The sequence below is a fragment of the Streptomyces sp. NPDC058045 genome (assembly GCF_042885635.1).
Taxonomy (GTDB): Bacteria; Actinomycetota; Actinomycetes; order Streptomycetales; family Streptomycetaceae; genus Streptomyces.
The window spans coordinates 114,703-127,099 of record NZ_JBHVRR010000015.1 but is presented as its reverse complement, the minus strand read 5'-3'; the positions used below and the strand labels follow the sequence as shown (position 1 = coordinate 127,099).

The 12,397-nt window shown below is 71.2% G+C and carries 10 protein-coding genes and 1 rRNA gene; 2 read left to right on the top strand and 9 right to left on the bottom strand.

The window, feature by feature from the left end:
- A 16S ribosomal RNA gene (locus ACFVST_RS12640) occupies positions 1 to 181 on the bottom strand; the annotation flags it as partial.
- 852 nt (positions 182 to 1,033) lie between these two features.
- Between ACFVST_RS12640 and trpS the strand changes: the two genes are divergently transcribed.
- Entirely contained in the window at positions 1,034 to 2,038 is a 1,005-nt protein-coding gene (gene trpS / locus ACFVST_RS12635) for a tryptophan--tRNA ligase (RefSeq protein WP_390149682.1), read from the top strand.
- Positions 2,039 to 2,080: 42 nt separating this feature from the next.
- Here the strand turns inward: trpS and proC are convergent, their stop codons facing one another.
- The 4 genes from proC to ACFVST_RS12615 all read right to left on the bottom strand — a co-directional run bounded on the left by proC (position 2,081) and on the right by ACFVST_RS12615 (position 5,760).
- On the bottom strand, positions 2,081 to 2,893 hold the full coding sequence (proC, locus tag ACFVST_RS12630) for a pyrroline-5-carboxylate reductase (RefSeq protein WP_390149680.1): 813 nt from the start codon (positions 2,891 to 2,893) through the stop codon (positions 2,081 to 2,083).
- 115 nt (positions 2,894 to 3,008) lie between these two features.
- Complete coding sequence (locus tag ACFVST_RS12625) at positions 3,009 to 3,746, bottom strand: ABC transporter permease (protein WP_390149678.1); 738 nt, start codon at positions 3,744 to 3,746, stop codon at positions 3,009 to 3,011.
- The gene (locus tag ACFVST_RS12620; RefSeq protein WP_390149676.1) at positions 3,743 to 4,600 is read right to left on the bottom strand and encodes an ABC transporter ATP-binding protein; all 858 of its coding nucleotides are present in this window, start codon (positions 4,598 to 4,600) and stop codon (positions 3,743 to 3,745) included. The genes ACFVST_RS12625 and ACFVST_RS12620 overlap by 4 nt, the downstream gene beginning before the upstream one ends.
- A gap of 590 nt (positions 4,601 to 5,190) precedes the next feature.
- Positions 5,191 to 5,760: an EamA/RhaT family transporter gene (locus tag ACFVST_RS12615; protein ID WP_390149674.1), complete on the bottom strand. Its 570-nt coding sequence runs from the start codon at positions 5,758 to 5,760 to the stop codon at positions 5,191 to 5,193.
- 272 nt (positions 5,761 to 6,032) lie between these two features.
- Here ACFVST_RS12615 and ACFVST_RS12610 point away from each other — a divergent pair, with 272 nt between their 5' ends.
- Positions 6,033 to 8,459, top strand: a complete 2,427-nt coding sequence (locus tag ACFVST_RS12610) for a serine/threonine-protein kinase (RefSeq protein WP_390149672.1) — start codon at positions 6,033 to 6,035, stop codon at positions 8,457 to 8,459.
- Positions 8,460 to 8,513: 54 nt separating this feature from the next.
- Here the strand turns inward: ACFVST_RS12610 and ACFVST_RS12605 are convergent, their stop codons facing one another.
- The 4 genes from ACFVST_RS12605 to ACFVST_RS12590 form a co-directional block, all read right to left on the bottom strand.
- Entirely contained in the window at positions 8,514 to 8,834 is a 321-nt protein-coding gene (locus ACFVST_RS12605) for an SH3 domain-containing protein (protein WP_390149670.1), read from the bottom strand.
- Between the two features lie 114 nt (positions 8,835 to 8,948).
- Positions 8,949 to 10,802: a dihydroxy-acid dehydratase gene (gene ilvD, locus ACFVST_RS12600; RefSeq protein ID WP_390149668.1), complete on the bottom strand. Its 1,854-nt coding sequence runs from the start codon at positions 10,800 to 10,802 to the stop codon at positions 8,949 to 8,951.
- A 116-nt stretch (positions 10,803 to 10,918) separates the two neighbouring features.
- Positions 10,919 to 11,524, bottom strand: coding sequence for a TetR family transcriptional regulator (locus tag ACFVST_RS12595; protein WP_390149666.1), 606 nt, complete (start codon positions 11,522 to 11,524; stop codon positions 10,919 to 10,921).
- A complete protein-coding gene (locus ACFVST_RS12590) occupies positions 11,521 to 12,345 on the bottom strand; it encodes a sugar phosphate isomerase/epimerase family protein (protein ID WP_390149665.1) in 825 nt (274 codons plus the stop codon). Before ACFVST_RS12590 ends, ACFVST_RS12595 begins: the two co-directional genes overlap by 4 nt.
- Positions 12,346 to 12,397: the final 52 nt, after the last annotated feature.

Sequence of the window (12,397 nt, the reverse complement as noted above, 5' to 3'; positions counted from 1 at the left end):
CGTGTCATATCCGGTATTAGACCCCGTTTCCAGGGCTTGTCCCGAAGTGCAGGGCAGATTACCCACGTGTTACTCACCCGTTCGCCACTAATCCACCACCGAAGCGGCTTCATCGTTCGACTTGCATGTGTTAAGCACGCCGCCAGCGTTCGTCCTGAGCCAGGATCAAACTCTCCGTGAATGCTTCCCCGTACTCGGGGCAACACCACGAGAGCGGAACAACCAGGCGGAATAAGCCCGATCATTCACAGCGTCCTCGCTGTGTCTTCTTCAAAGGAACCACAACCCACACACAACACAATGAAGCGTGTGCGCGAGTCGGGGTATCAACATATCTGGCGTTGACTTTTGGCACGCTGTTGAGTTCTCAAGGAACGGACACTTCCATCGTACTCACCCAAGCAGCTAGATACTCTCGGGCTTTCCTCCGGGTGTTCCCTTCGGTGTTTCCAGCTTAGCAGATTCGATTTCCTTCTCTGCCACCCGCTGGAGCGGGCTGCCGTTCGGTTTCCGCTTTCGCGTTTCCCTTTCGGCGATTCTGACTGTATCAGACCTCTTCGGCTCTGATTCCCCGTCAGCGGGGTTTGTCATTGCGGTTGTTGGACCGCTTCGACGTGGTGAGACCTTAGCGGAACCCGGTTCCCCGACCTAATCGGGGTGCGTTCCATCGAACGCGGATTCCCTCATTTCGCAAAAGCGCACGGAAACGACGCGGCAAGTGACTGCCGGTCGTGTGGTGGAACTTCTGCGGAATGGTGCCCGGGATCCGACCGAGGTCGGCGCTCACATCGGGCAACTCGGAGGACACTACGGGCCGCCCCAGTTTGTGTCAACCGTGTGACGTGCCGCCCTCCCGGACGTAGCCTTTGGGGCATGACCACGCATACGCGCACCCAGCAGTGGTGGGCCGCCTGACGGCGGCCGCGTCAACGTATGCACTCAACGGCCGCCTTCTCGGCGGCCGTTCGCGTTTCTCCTCTCCGGAGCCGGTGGCCGAGGCGGCGGCTTCGACAGCGGAGAGGAACGAACGCCCATGTACACGACCCGGATCTTCAGCGGGGTCAAGCCGACCGGTCATCTGACCCTGGGGAACTACCTGGGGGCGATCCGGCGGTGGGTTGATGTGGATCAGCACCGGTCGGACGCCTTGTTCTGCGTGGTGGACCTCCATGCGCTGACCGTTGATCACGATCCCGGCAGGGTGCGCAGGCTCAGTCGGCAGGCGGCCACCCTGCTGCTGGCGGCGGGCCTCGAACCCGAGCTGTGCACCCTCTTTGTGCAGAGCCATGTGGACGAGCACGCTCGGCTGTCGTATCTGCTGGAGTGCGTGGCCACCGACGGTGAGATGCGGCGGATGATCCAGTACCGGGAGAAGGCGGGGCGTGAGCGGGAGCGGGGCGGCGGGGTGCGGTTGTCGCTGCTCACCTATCCGGCGCTGATGGCGGCGGACATCCTGGCGTACCGGGCGGACGAGGTGCCGGTCGGGGAGGACCAGCGGCAGCATGTCGAGCTGTCCCGGGATCTGGCGGTGCGGTTCAACCAGCGGTACGGGCAGACCTTCACGGTGCCACGGGCCACCCAACCGACGGTGGCGGCGCGGGTGATGGACCTCCAAGACCCGAAGTCGAAGATGGGTAAATCCCATGATTCCGGCTCCGGGATCGTCTATCTCCTGGACGAACCGGAAGTCATCGAAAAAAAGTTCCTCCGCGGCGTGACGGACAGCGGGTTCGATGTGTCGTATGACCAGGAGGCGCGACCTGGGGTGTCGAACCTGCTGGAGATCCTCGCCTCGTGTGAGGGGACCACGCCGCAGGAGTTGAGCGGTGAGTTCTCCTCGTACGCGGCGTTGAAGAGGCGTACCGCGGATGCGGTGGTCCAGTTGCTGAAGCCGGTCCAGGAACGGCATCGGGAGCTGGCCGCCGACCCGGGACATGTGGACGCAGTGCTGAGGAAGGGAGCGGAACGGGCCAGGGAACGGGCGAAGCCGACGGTGGACGCGGCATATCGGGCGATCGGGTTGCTGCCGCCCATGTGACGGGTGGGAGGCGGGAGTTGAGCTGTAGGGAAGGGAGGCAGGTCAGGAGTTGCTGCCGGAGGCCAGTTCGCGGCTGCGGTCGCGGGCTGCTTCCAGGGCTGCGATCAGGGCCGCGCGCACACCGTGGTTCTCCAGTTCGCGGATGGCGTTGATGGTGGTGCCGGCGGGTGAGGTGACGTTCTCACGGAGCTTGACCGGGTGTTCGCCGCTGTCGCGGAGCATCACGGCGGCACCGATCGCGGCCTGCACGATGAGGTCGTGGGCCTTGTCGCGGGGCAGCCCGAGGAGGATGCCCGCGTCGGTCATGGCCTCGACCAGGAAGTAGAAGTACGCCGGCCCGGAGCCGGACAGGGCGGTGGTCGCGTCCTGCTGCGACTCCGGTACGAGCAGGGTCTTGCCGACGGCTCCGAACACCTCCTCGGTGTGCGCGAGGTGGGCGTCGGTGGCGTGGCTGCCGGCGGAGATGACGGACATGGCCTCGTCGACCAGGGCCGGGGTGTTGGTCATGACCCGGACCACGGGCGTGCCTTCGGTGAGACGGGACTCGATGAAGGAGGTGGGGATTCCGGCTGCGCCGCTGATGACCAGGCGGTCGGCGGGGACGTGCGGGGCCAGCTCGTCGAGCAGGGTGCCCATGTCCTGCGGCTTGACCGTGAGGATCAGGGTGTCGGCCTGCTGGGCGGCCTCCGGGTTGCTGACGGGTGTGACGCCGTGCCGGGCCCGGAGGTCGGCGGCGCGTTCGGGGCGACGGGTGGTGACCAGCAGGTCCGCGGGTGCCCGGCCGGCTCGGATCATGCCGCTGATCAGGGCCTCACCGATCTTGCCGGTGCCGAGGACTGCGACTTTCTGTGCCATGGTGCGGTGCCTTCCCGGGGTGCGTCGTCCTGGGCTCATGGTCGCACTCACGGGGCTGGTCGCGGCGTGGGTGTCCGCTGGGCGGACGGGCGGCGGGGCCGGGTGGCGGGCGCGGTCAGGGGGTGCGGCGGCGGAGGGTCGCGGCACCGAGGACGAGGACGAGGAGGGCGCAGCCGGCGACGACCAGGGCGTCCCGGACGAAGTCGGCGGTCAGGTTGGAGTGGGCGAGGACCTGGTTCATGCCGTCGACGGCGTAGGACATCGGCAGCACGTTGGAGACGGCCTCCAGAACGGGGTGCATGGCGTCGCGTGCGGTGAAGAGGCCGCAGAGGAGGAGCTGGGGAAAGATCACGGCCGGCATGAACTGCACGGCCTGGAATTCGGAGGAGGCGAACGCGGAGACGAAGAGACCGAGGGCAGTGCCGAGGAGGGCGTCCAGCAGGGCGACCAGGAGCAGCAGCCATGGCGAGCCGACAACGTCGAGGCCCAGGCCCCACAGGGCGAGGCCGGTGGCGAGGGCGGACTGGACGACGGCGACGGTGCCGAAGGCCAGGGCGTAGCCGGCGATCAGGTCGGCCTTGCCCAGCGGCATGGCAAGCAGGCGTTCCAAGGTGCCGGAGGTGCGTTCGCGGAGGGTGGCGATGGAGGTCACCAGGAACATCGTGATGAGCGGGAAGATGCCGAGGAGGGAGGCACCGATCGAGTCGAAGGTCGCGGCGCTGGCGTCGAAGACGTAGCGGAGCAGGAACAGCATCAGGCACGGCACCAGGATCATCAGGGCGATGGAGCGGGGGTCGTGGCGGAGCTGGCGCAGTACGCGGGCGGCGGTGGCGAGGGTGCGGGAGGCGTTCATCGGGCGGATTCCTTGCCGGGCGTGGCGGAGGGGGACTGCTGGGGCGAGGCTTCCGCGGGCTGGGAGGGGCGGCGGCCGTCGGCCTCGTCGACCAGGTGCAGGAAGGCGTCCTCGACGGTGCGGCAGCCGGTGCGGGTGCGCAGGTCGTCGGGGGTGTCCTCGGCGAGGATCGTGCCCTCGCGCATCAGCAGCAGCCGGTGACAGCGCTCTGCCTCGTCCATGACATGGGACGAGACGAGGAGAGTGGCGTGGCGTTGGGCGGCGAGGCGGTGGAAGAGGTCCCACAGGTCGCGGCGGAGCACGGGGTCCAGGCCGACTGTGGGTTCGTCCAGGACCAGGAGTTCGGGTTCGCCGAGGAGGGCGACGGCCAGGGAGACGCGGCCCCGTTGGCCGCCGGAGAGGTTTCCGGCGAGGGCGTCGGCGTGGGAGGTGAGGGCGACGTCCTCGATGGCGCGGGTGACATGGCTCCGGCGGCGGTCCGCGGCTGCTCTGCCGGGATTGAGGACGGCGGCGAAGTAGTCCAGGTTCTGGCGCACCGTCAGGTCGTTGTAGATGGACGGCGCCTGGGTGACGTAGCCGATCCGGGGGCGCAGGCCGGCGCTGCCGGCGGGGGCGCCCAGGATGTCGAGGGTGCCGGTGACCTTGGCCTGGGTGCCGACGATGGCCCGCATCAGGGTGGACTTGCCGCAGCCGGACGGGCCGAGGAGTCCGGTGATGCGGCCGCGGGGGACGGTGAAGTCCAGCCCGCGCAGCACGGTGCGGGGGCCGCGGACGACGGTGAGGGCGGTGGCCCGGACGGCGGGAGGGGTGCCTTGTCCGCCGGGGGCGGAGGGAGGCGAGGCTTTATTCATCATGCGATGAATAGTGCGCTTGGTTGCGGCGGGCGTCAAGGAGTTGGGGAGCGGCGGCGGTGTGGAGCCGCGCGGTGGCGGTGCGGGTGAGTGGTGGGGCGGCTGGAGTGCGGCAGCGGGACGGAGAGGGCCTGGGTAGGTGGGCCTGAACTGGCGGGAGTGGAGGGGAAGTTGGGTGGAGCGGCGGCCCGCGTATCGCTGCCGTGCATAAGGCCCGCGCCCGCCCCGCTGCCGTACGTGGGGGCAGAGCCAGAAGGGGGTGGGCGGGAGAAGGAACCGGCGGGACGTGCGGTAGCCGGGAGACGGATCGGCTGGGCGAAAGGGCGGGTGACGAGAGGAGCCGGTGGGAGAGGGAGCGGGCGGCAGGAGGGCCGGGCCGAGCTGGAAGTGGGGGGAAGAGAGGTGGGCGCGAGAAGGAGCGCCTGGGAGAAGGCATCGGCGGGAGGAAGGGCCGGCGGAGAAGGCGGTGGCCGGAAAGGGGTGGCCGGGAGAAGGGTTCGGCGGAAAGGGGGCCAGCGGACAAGGCACTGGCCATGGGTCGGCTCGGTCACAGGGCCAGTCTCACCCCGTAGGTGCGGGGCGACTGGTTCGGGTCAACTGCCTTGCTTCTTGTGGGACTTGGCGGAAGAGGCACCGCCGCTCCCCTTCCCGCCGCCCGTCTTGCCGTTGCCGCCGCGGCGGGACGGGTTGCCGGTGCGGCGGGTGGTGCGGCGTTCGTACTGGGTGCGGGCCTCTTCGTACTCGGTGCGGTGGAGGCGTTCGCCGGGGGCTTCGGTGAAGGTGCGGAGGAAGTAGGCGAGGAGGGCGCCGACGAAACCGATGAGCATGAGGCCGCGTACGGAGGCCTGGGAGTCGGGGTCGTGGCGTGTGGAGAAGCCGTCCCAGGTGCGGCGGAAGGAGAGGGCGCTGCACACCACGAACATCACGATGACCAGCAGGCTGACGAAGGAGCCCACGTCGGCGATGGTGAGGCCGTCGTAGGCGAAGCGCAGGACGAAGCAGCCGGCGGCGGCCAGGGCGAGGGAGCCGATCGCGGCGGCGACGCGGCGGAGTGGATAGCCGCCGTCGTGTTCCACCCAGGTGGTGCCGAAGAAGGGCAGGGGCTCGGGGCGGGGGCCGGGAGTGGAGGCGGGGGTGTTCGGGGGGCCGGGTGCGTCGCTCACGTTCCCGATTATCCCCGGAGCGGGATCGAAGCCGCGGCGGGGAGCCGGGCAGCCCCGCGCCGGCCCCGCCCACAGGGACCCAGCAGTCACCACCCCGTCACCGTCAGTGCGCCGGAACGCACACCGTCTCCTCAGTTGGACGGAGTGCTACCGGACCGGGGGTTCGGGTGGGTGGGGGGAGGGGTTAGTTTTGGGTCGAACAACGTGGCGGGGTGGTGCCGGAGGCCGATGGGTGGCCGGTCGGCTCGGAGACGGACGGGGAGGCCGGCGGAGTGCGACTGCGCGCAGGGGACCCGGAGCAGATCGGCGGCTATCCGCTGGAGTCGCGCCTCGGTGCCGGCGGCATGGGCACGGTCTATCTGGCGCGTACGGAGTCCGGGCGGCCGGTCGCGGTGAAGCTGATCCACCAGCAGTTCGCGGACGACGAGGAGTTCCGCATCCGCTTCCGGCAGGAGGTGGCCGCGGCCCGGCGGGTGAGCGGGGCGTTCACCGCCGCGGTGGTGGACGCGGATCCGGAGGGCGAGCATCCGTGGATGGCGACCGCCTACATCCCGGGGCCGACGCTGACGCAGCGGATCGCGGACCAAGGGACCCTGGCGGGGCCGGAGTTGCGGGGGCTGGCGATCGGGCTGGCGGAGGCGCTGCGCGACATCCACCGGGTCGGGGTGGTGCACCGCGATCTCAAGCCGTCCAATGTGGTGCTCTCCCCCGAGGGGCCCCGCGTCATCGACTTCGGTATCTCGCGGGCCGCCGACCACCAGACCCTGACCATGACGGGCCGCGTCATCGGCACCCCGCCGTTCATGTCGCCCGAGCAGCTCCAGGCGCCGCGCGAGGTGGGGCCGGAGTCGGATGTGTTCTCGCTGGCCACGCTGCTGGTGTACGCGGCGACGGGGCGGGGGCCGTTCGACGCGGACAGCCCGTATATGACGGCGTACCAGGTGGTGCACGGGGCGCCGGTGCTGGGGGCGGTGCCGGGGCCGCTGCGGGCGGTGGTCGAACCGTGCCTGGCGAAGACGCGGGGGGAGCGGCCGAGTACGCATGAACTGCTGGTGCGGTTGCGGGACTTGCCGTCGGAGCTGGCCGCGCCGGAGGGGGCGCGGTGCATCACCTCCGAGACCGACACCAGCTCGTTCAAGGGCCCGCCCACCGACACCTCGGCCGGCCCCGACACCGACACCAGCACGGGCTTCGGTACGGGCTTCGGTAGGGAGCCCGTCCCCGGCCCGGCCGCCCGTACCGCATCCGGAGCGGACCCCGGAGCCGAGCCGGACGGCACCTCAGCCCCCGAAGCCGACCCCGAATCCGAATCCGAATCCGGCACCCGCACCCGCACACCCGCCGCGTCCCGCCGGGCGCCCCGCCGGCGTCGTTGGCGTACCGCGGTCGTGGGGGCCGCGGCGGTGGTGGCGGTCAGTACCGGGGTGGCGTTCGCGCTGGTGAACGGGGGGTCGGGGGACGGTGACGGGAAGGGCGGCGCGGTGGCGGCGGCCGAGGTGGCGTTGCCCGAGGGTTTCGCGCCGTGGCGGATCGCGGTGCGGGGCGGCAAGGGCATCCCCGACGAGTTGCGGTGTGTGGCACCGGCGGCCGGGGGTTCCGGTGGCTCGGCCGGTTCGACCATCAGCGGGCCGGGCTCGGGGACCACCGCGGGCGCCCGCCCCGGGGACTCCGTCTACTGCGGGGGCGGTGGTGTGCTGGGGGTGCGGCTGCGGGCCTCGGACGGCAAGCAGGTGTGGAAGCGGACCAGCCCCGGAATCCCGGTACAGGGTGTGCACTTCATCGGGGTGAGCGGCAAAGCCGTACTGGGTTACCGGATTCCGGCCGGAGGTGCCCCGGGGCAGGAGATCGTGGCGTTGTCGGCGGCGGACGGCCATGAGGTGTGGTCGGCGCCGGTGGACAGCAGGACCGCCGTCTTCACCGGGCACTCCCATGACGCGGCTCTGCTGGGCGGCACCGTGGTTTCGGTGGACCCGGCGCGTACCCGGATCGTGGCGCGGGACGCGGAGAGCGGGCGGACGGTGTGGACGCGGACGTTCCCCGCGGGCACCGAGTGCCTGCCGTTCGTCGCGGGCCACCGCTTCTACTCGATGTGCGTACCGGCGTCGGAGGCCGAGGCGGCGGCGGTGCGGACGGCGCACTTCGCCACCCTGGACCCCCGCACCGGGGAGCCTGGACGCACGGTGACCGTCGGCGGGCATGTGGTGCCGGTGGGCGAGGCCGGGGGTTCGCTGGTGCTGCTGCGGGAGCATCCGGACGGGGTGTCGTACGACGGTTTCGACCGGGTGATCCGGCTGGATCCGGTGACCGGGCGGACGCGGCAGGTGCCGGTGGAGCGCCACTCGGACAGCGTTCCCGGGATGGCGGGCGGCACGTTGTACTTCGCGGGGGCCGACGGGCGGATCACCGCGGTGGACCCGGCGAGCGGCAAGCCCCGCTGGGCGCGGCTGACGCCGGTGGAGAACCCGTGCGCCCCGGTGCTCGACCGCGGGACGCTGTATGTGAGTTCGGCCAGCGGGCGGGTGTCGGCGCTGGAGGCGGGAAGCGGGCGGCTGCTGTGGAGCAGCGATCCGCGTTCGGGGAAGGTGAGCGGCGGGGACACCGCCTCGCCGCGGGTCACGGTGGCCGGCGGGGCGCTGGTGGTCGCCGCCGGGGACAATGTGCTCTTCACGCTGGACACCGCCCACCCCCAGGCCGGCTGAGCGGCCTCGGCGGCGGACGGTGTCGGGCGGCCCCCGCGGGTCAACCCCCGCGGGTCAGCAGCGCGGGGCGATGTAGCCGTCGCTGCCGGTGCGGACGTAGGTGTCGGAGACATAGCGGCCGCTGCCGATGCGGTCCCAGATGCTGGAGGTGCCGAGCGGGCCGGTGACGGTCTGACCCGGCGTCTGGCAACTGATCGACACCTGGGCGCCGACCGGTACGGTGCCCACCTTGCCGTACGAAGTACCGGGCCCGGAGCGGACGTTGACGGTGGCGACCACCGTGTAGCGGGCGGCGGCGGCCGCAGTGCCTTCGCCGCTCTCGGCGCTCTCGGTGGCCGCGGCGGTCTCTTCCGTGTTGGAGCTGCTGTCACTCATCAGGTACGTCCCCCTTCGTTCCTGGGGGGCGTGCGCGGTGCACGTCCCACGGGAAGGGGGACGCCCCGCGGGCCCGAACAGTTGCGCGGGTCGCGGGGCGGTGTGCCGGGTGGGTCAGGACGAGAGGCGGTCCACGTCGCGGACCGCGCCCTTGTCGGCACTGGTGGCCATCGCGGCGTAGGCGCGGAGCGCGGCGGACACCTTGCGCTCCCGTGCCCGGGGCGCGTACACGCCGCCGAGGGCTTCCCGGCGGGCGGCCAACGTCGGCTGGTCCACGAGGAGTTCGATGGTGCGGGCGGGGATGTCGATGCGGATGCGGTCGCCGTCCTCGACCAGGGCGATGGTGCCGCCGGACGCGGCCTCCGGGGAGGCGTGGCCGATGGAGAGGCCCGAAGTGCCGCCGGAGAAGCGGCCGTCGGTGACCAGGGCGCAGGCCTTGCCGAGGCCGCGGCCCTTGAGGAAGGACGTCGGGTAGAGCATCTCCTGCATTCCGGGGCCGCCCTTGGGGCCCTCGTAGCGGATGACGACGACGTCGCCCTCGGCGACCTCCTTGCGGAGGATCTTGTCGACGGCCTCCTCCTGGGACTCGCAGACCACGGCGGGGCCTTCGAAGGTCCAGATGGACTCGTCGACGCCGGCGGTCTTCACCACGCAGCCGTCCTCGGCGAGGTTGCCCTTGAGGACGGCGAGGCCGCCGTCCTGCGAGTAGGCGTGCGCCACGTCGCGGATGCAGCCGGCGGCGGCGTCCGTGTCGAGGGACTCCCACCGCTCGGACTGGGAGAAGGCCTCCGCGGACCGCCGGCAGCCGGGCGCCGCGTGCCACAACTCCAGGGCCTGCTCGGTGGGCGAGCCGCCGCGCACGTCCCAGGCGGCGAGCCAGTCCTTGATGGACGGGGAGTGCACGGTGTGCACGTCCTCGTTGAGCAGCCCGCCCCGGTACAGCTCGCCGAGGATCGCGGGGATGCCGCCGGCCCGGTGCACGTCCTCCATGTAGTACGTGGTGGTGGGGGCGGCGTTGGGGGCGACCTTGGCCAGGCAGGGCACCCGGCGGGAGACGGCGTCGATGTCGGAGAGGTCGTAGCCGGCCTCGGCCTCCTGGGCGGCGGCCAGCAGGTGCAGGATCGTGTTGGTGGAGCCGCCCATGGCGATGTCCAGGGCCATGGCGTTCTCGAAGGCGGCGTGGGTGGCGATGCTGCGGGGCAGTACCGAGTCGTCGTCCTGCTCGTAGTAGCGGCGGGCGATGTCCACGACGGTGGCGCCGGCGCGCTCGTAGAGGTCCTTGCGGGCGGTGTGGGTGGCGAGGACGGAGCCGTTGCCCGGCAGGGAGAGGCCGATGGCCTCGGTGAGGCAGTTCATCGAGTTGGCGGTGAACATCCCGGAGCAGGAGCCGCAGGTGGGGCAGGCGTTCTCCTCGATGCGGAGGATGTCCTCGTCGGAGACGGACTCGTTGACCGCGTCGCTGATGGCGTTGATCAGGTCGAGCTTGCGGACGGTGCCGTCGACCAGGGTGGCGCGGCCGGCCTCCATGGGGCCGCCGGAGACGAAGACCGTCGGGATGTTGAGGCGGAGGGCCGCCATCAGCATCCCGGGGGTGATCTTGTCGCAGTTGGAGATGCAGATGAGGGCGTCCGCGCAGTGCGCCTCGACCATGTACTCGACGCTGTCCGCGATCAGGTCGCGGGAGGGCAGGCTGTAGAGCATCCCGCCGTGGCCCATGGCGATGCCGTCGTCGACGGCGATGGTGTTGAACTCGCGGGGCACCGCCCCGGCGGCCTGGATCGCCTCGCTGACGATGCGGCCCACCGGCTGGAGGTGGGTGTGGCCCGGCACGAACTCGGTGAAGGAGTTGGCGACCGCGACGATCGGCTTGCCGATGTCCGAACTCGCCACCCCGGAGGCGCGCATAAGGGCACGGGCGCCCGCCATGTTGCGGCCGTGGGTGACAGTGCGGGACCTCAGCTCGGGCATCGTCGCTCGCTCCTTCGATGGGTATGACTCGTCCGAGCCTACGCCGCCCCTCCACGATCCGGACCCGCCGTCCGCTATCCGGGACGGGGGTCCCAGGGCCTGTCGGAAGGGCCGGGTCAGGCCCCGGTGAGGTGCTGCTGCACCACCGGCGCCAGCCGCCGTACCAGCTCCTCCACGTCGGCCGAGGCCAGCGGGTCCACCTTCAGTACGTAGCGGAGCATGGCGGCGCCGACGAGCTGGGCGGCGGCCAGCTCCGCGCGGATCGTGGCGTCCGGCAGTTCGATGAACCCGGCGATCCGGTCCAGGAGTTGGGCGGAGACCAGGCGGCGGAAGACGGCGGCCGCGGCCTCGTTGTCCATCGCCGAGCGCATGATCGCCAGCAGGGGGGCGCGGGTCGCCGGGTCCTCCCAGGTGGCGAAGAAGAACCGGGTCAGCCGCTCGCCGGCCGCCTCCGGCGGGCCCTCCGCCATCTTCTGCGGGGCGCCCAGCGCGGGCGCGAAGGCGATGTCCACGGCCGCCGCGAAGACCTGCTCCTTGGTGCCGAAGTAGTGGTGCACCAGCGCCGGATCGACCCCGGCGGCCTTGGCGATACCGCGTACCGAGGTCTTCTCGTAGCCGCGTTCGGCGAACTCGCGGCGGGCGGTGAGCTGGATCAGTTCGCGGGTGCCGGGGCCGACGCGGGTGCCGGCGGGGCGGCCGCGGCGGCGCGGGGTGTCCGTCATGCGCGGGGCACCCGGGCGGACGTGGCGAGGTGGAGCCGGGTGAAGGCCAGCGCCTCCGCCAGGTCCGCCTCGCGTTCGGCGCCGGACATGGCCCGCCGGGTGTTGACCTCGACCACCACATGGCCGTCGAAGCCGCTCACCGCCAACTGCTCCAGCACCTCGGCGCAGGGCTGGGTGCCGCGCCCCGGCACCAGGTGCTCGTCCTTGCCCGAGCCCGTGCCGTCGGCGAGATGCACATGGCCGAGCCGGTCGCCCATCCTGGCCACCATGGCGAGGGCGTCGGTACGGGCGGTCGCGGTGTGCGAGAGGTCCACCGTGAAGTGCCGGTAGTCGCTCTGCGTCACATCCCACTCGGGGGCGTAGGCGAGCATCTCGCGGTCGCGGTAGCGCCACGGGTACATGTTCTCGACGGCGAAGCGCACATCGGTCTCGCCCGCCATCCGCCACACGCCGTCCACGAAGCCGCGCGCGTACTGGCGCTGCCAGCGGAACGGCGGGTGCACCACCACCGTGTCGGCGCCCAGCTTCTCGGCGACGGCGCGGGCCCGCTGGAGCTTCACCCAGGGGTCGGTGGACCACACCCGCTGGGTGATCAGCAGACAGGGCGCGTGCACGGCGAGGATCGGGATGCCGTGGTAGTCGCTGAGGCGGCGCAGCGCCTCCACGTCCTGGCTGACCGGGTCCGTCCAGACCATGACCTCGACGCCGTCGTAGCCCACGCGCGCCGCGATCTCGAAGGCCGTCGCCGTCGACTCCGGATACACCGAGGCCGTGGACAGCGCGACCTTCGCGTCGGGGATCCGCACCGCTGGTTCTGCCACGCCCACAGCCTACGGGGCGCCGCGGCGGTCACGGTGTGGTGCCCGTCTCAGC

What these genes read in the sequence shown, in the direction of transcription:
- trpS (WP_390149682.1), top strand. Translation starts at nt 1,034, where the DNA reads ATGTACACGACCCGGATCTTCAGCGGGGTCAAGCCGACCGGTCATCTG.
- proC (WP_390149680.1), bottom strand. Translation starts at nt 2,893, where the DNA reads ATGGCACAGAAAGTCGCAGTCCTCGGCACCGGCAAGATCGGTGAGGCC.
- ACFVST_RS12625 (WP_390149678.1), bottom strand. Translation starts at nt 3,746, where the DNA reads ATGAACGCCTCCCGCACCCTCGCCACCGCCGCCCGCGTACTGCGCCAG.
- ACFVST_RS12620 (WP_390149676.1), bottom strand. Translation starts at nt 4,600, where the DNA reads ATGATGAATAAAGCCTCGCCTCCCTCCGCCCCCGGCGGACAAGGCACC.
- ACFVST_RS12605 (WP_390149670.1), bottom strand. Translation starts at nt 8,834, where the DNA reads ATGAGTGACAGCAGCTCCAACACGGAAGAGACCGCCGCGGCCACCGAG.
- ilvD (WP_390149668.1), bottom strand. Translation starts at nt 10,802, where the DNA reads ATGCCCGAGCTGAGGTCCCGCACTGTCACCCACGGCCGCAACATGGCG.
- ACFVST_RS12595 (WP_390149666.1), bottom strand. Translation starts at nt 11,524, where the DNA reads ATGACGGACACCCCGCGCCGCCGCGGCCGCCCCGCCGGCACCCGCGTC.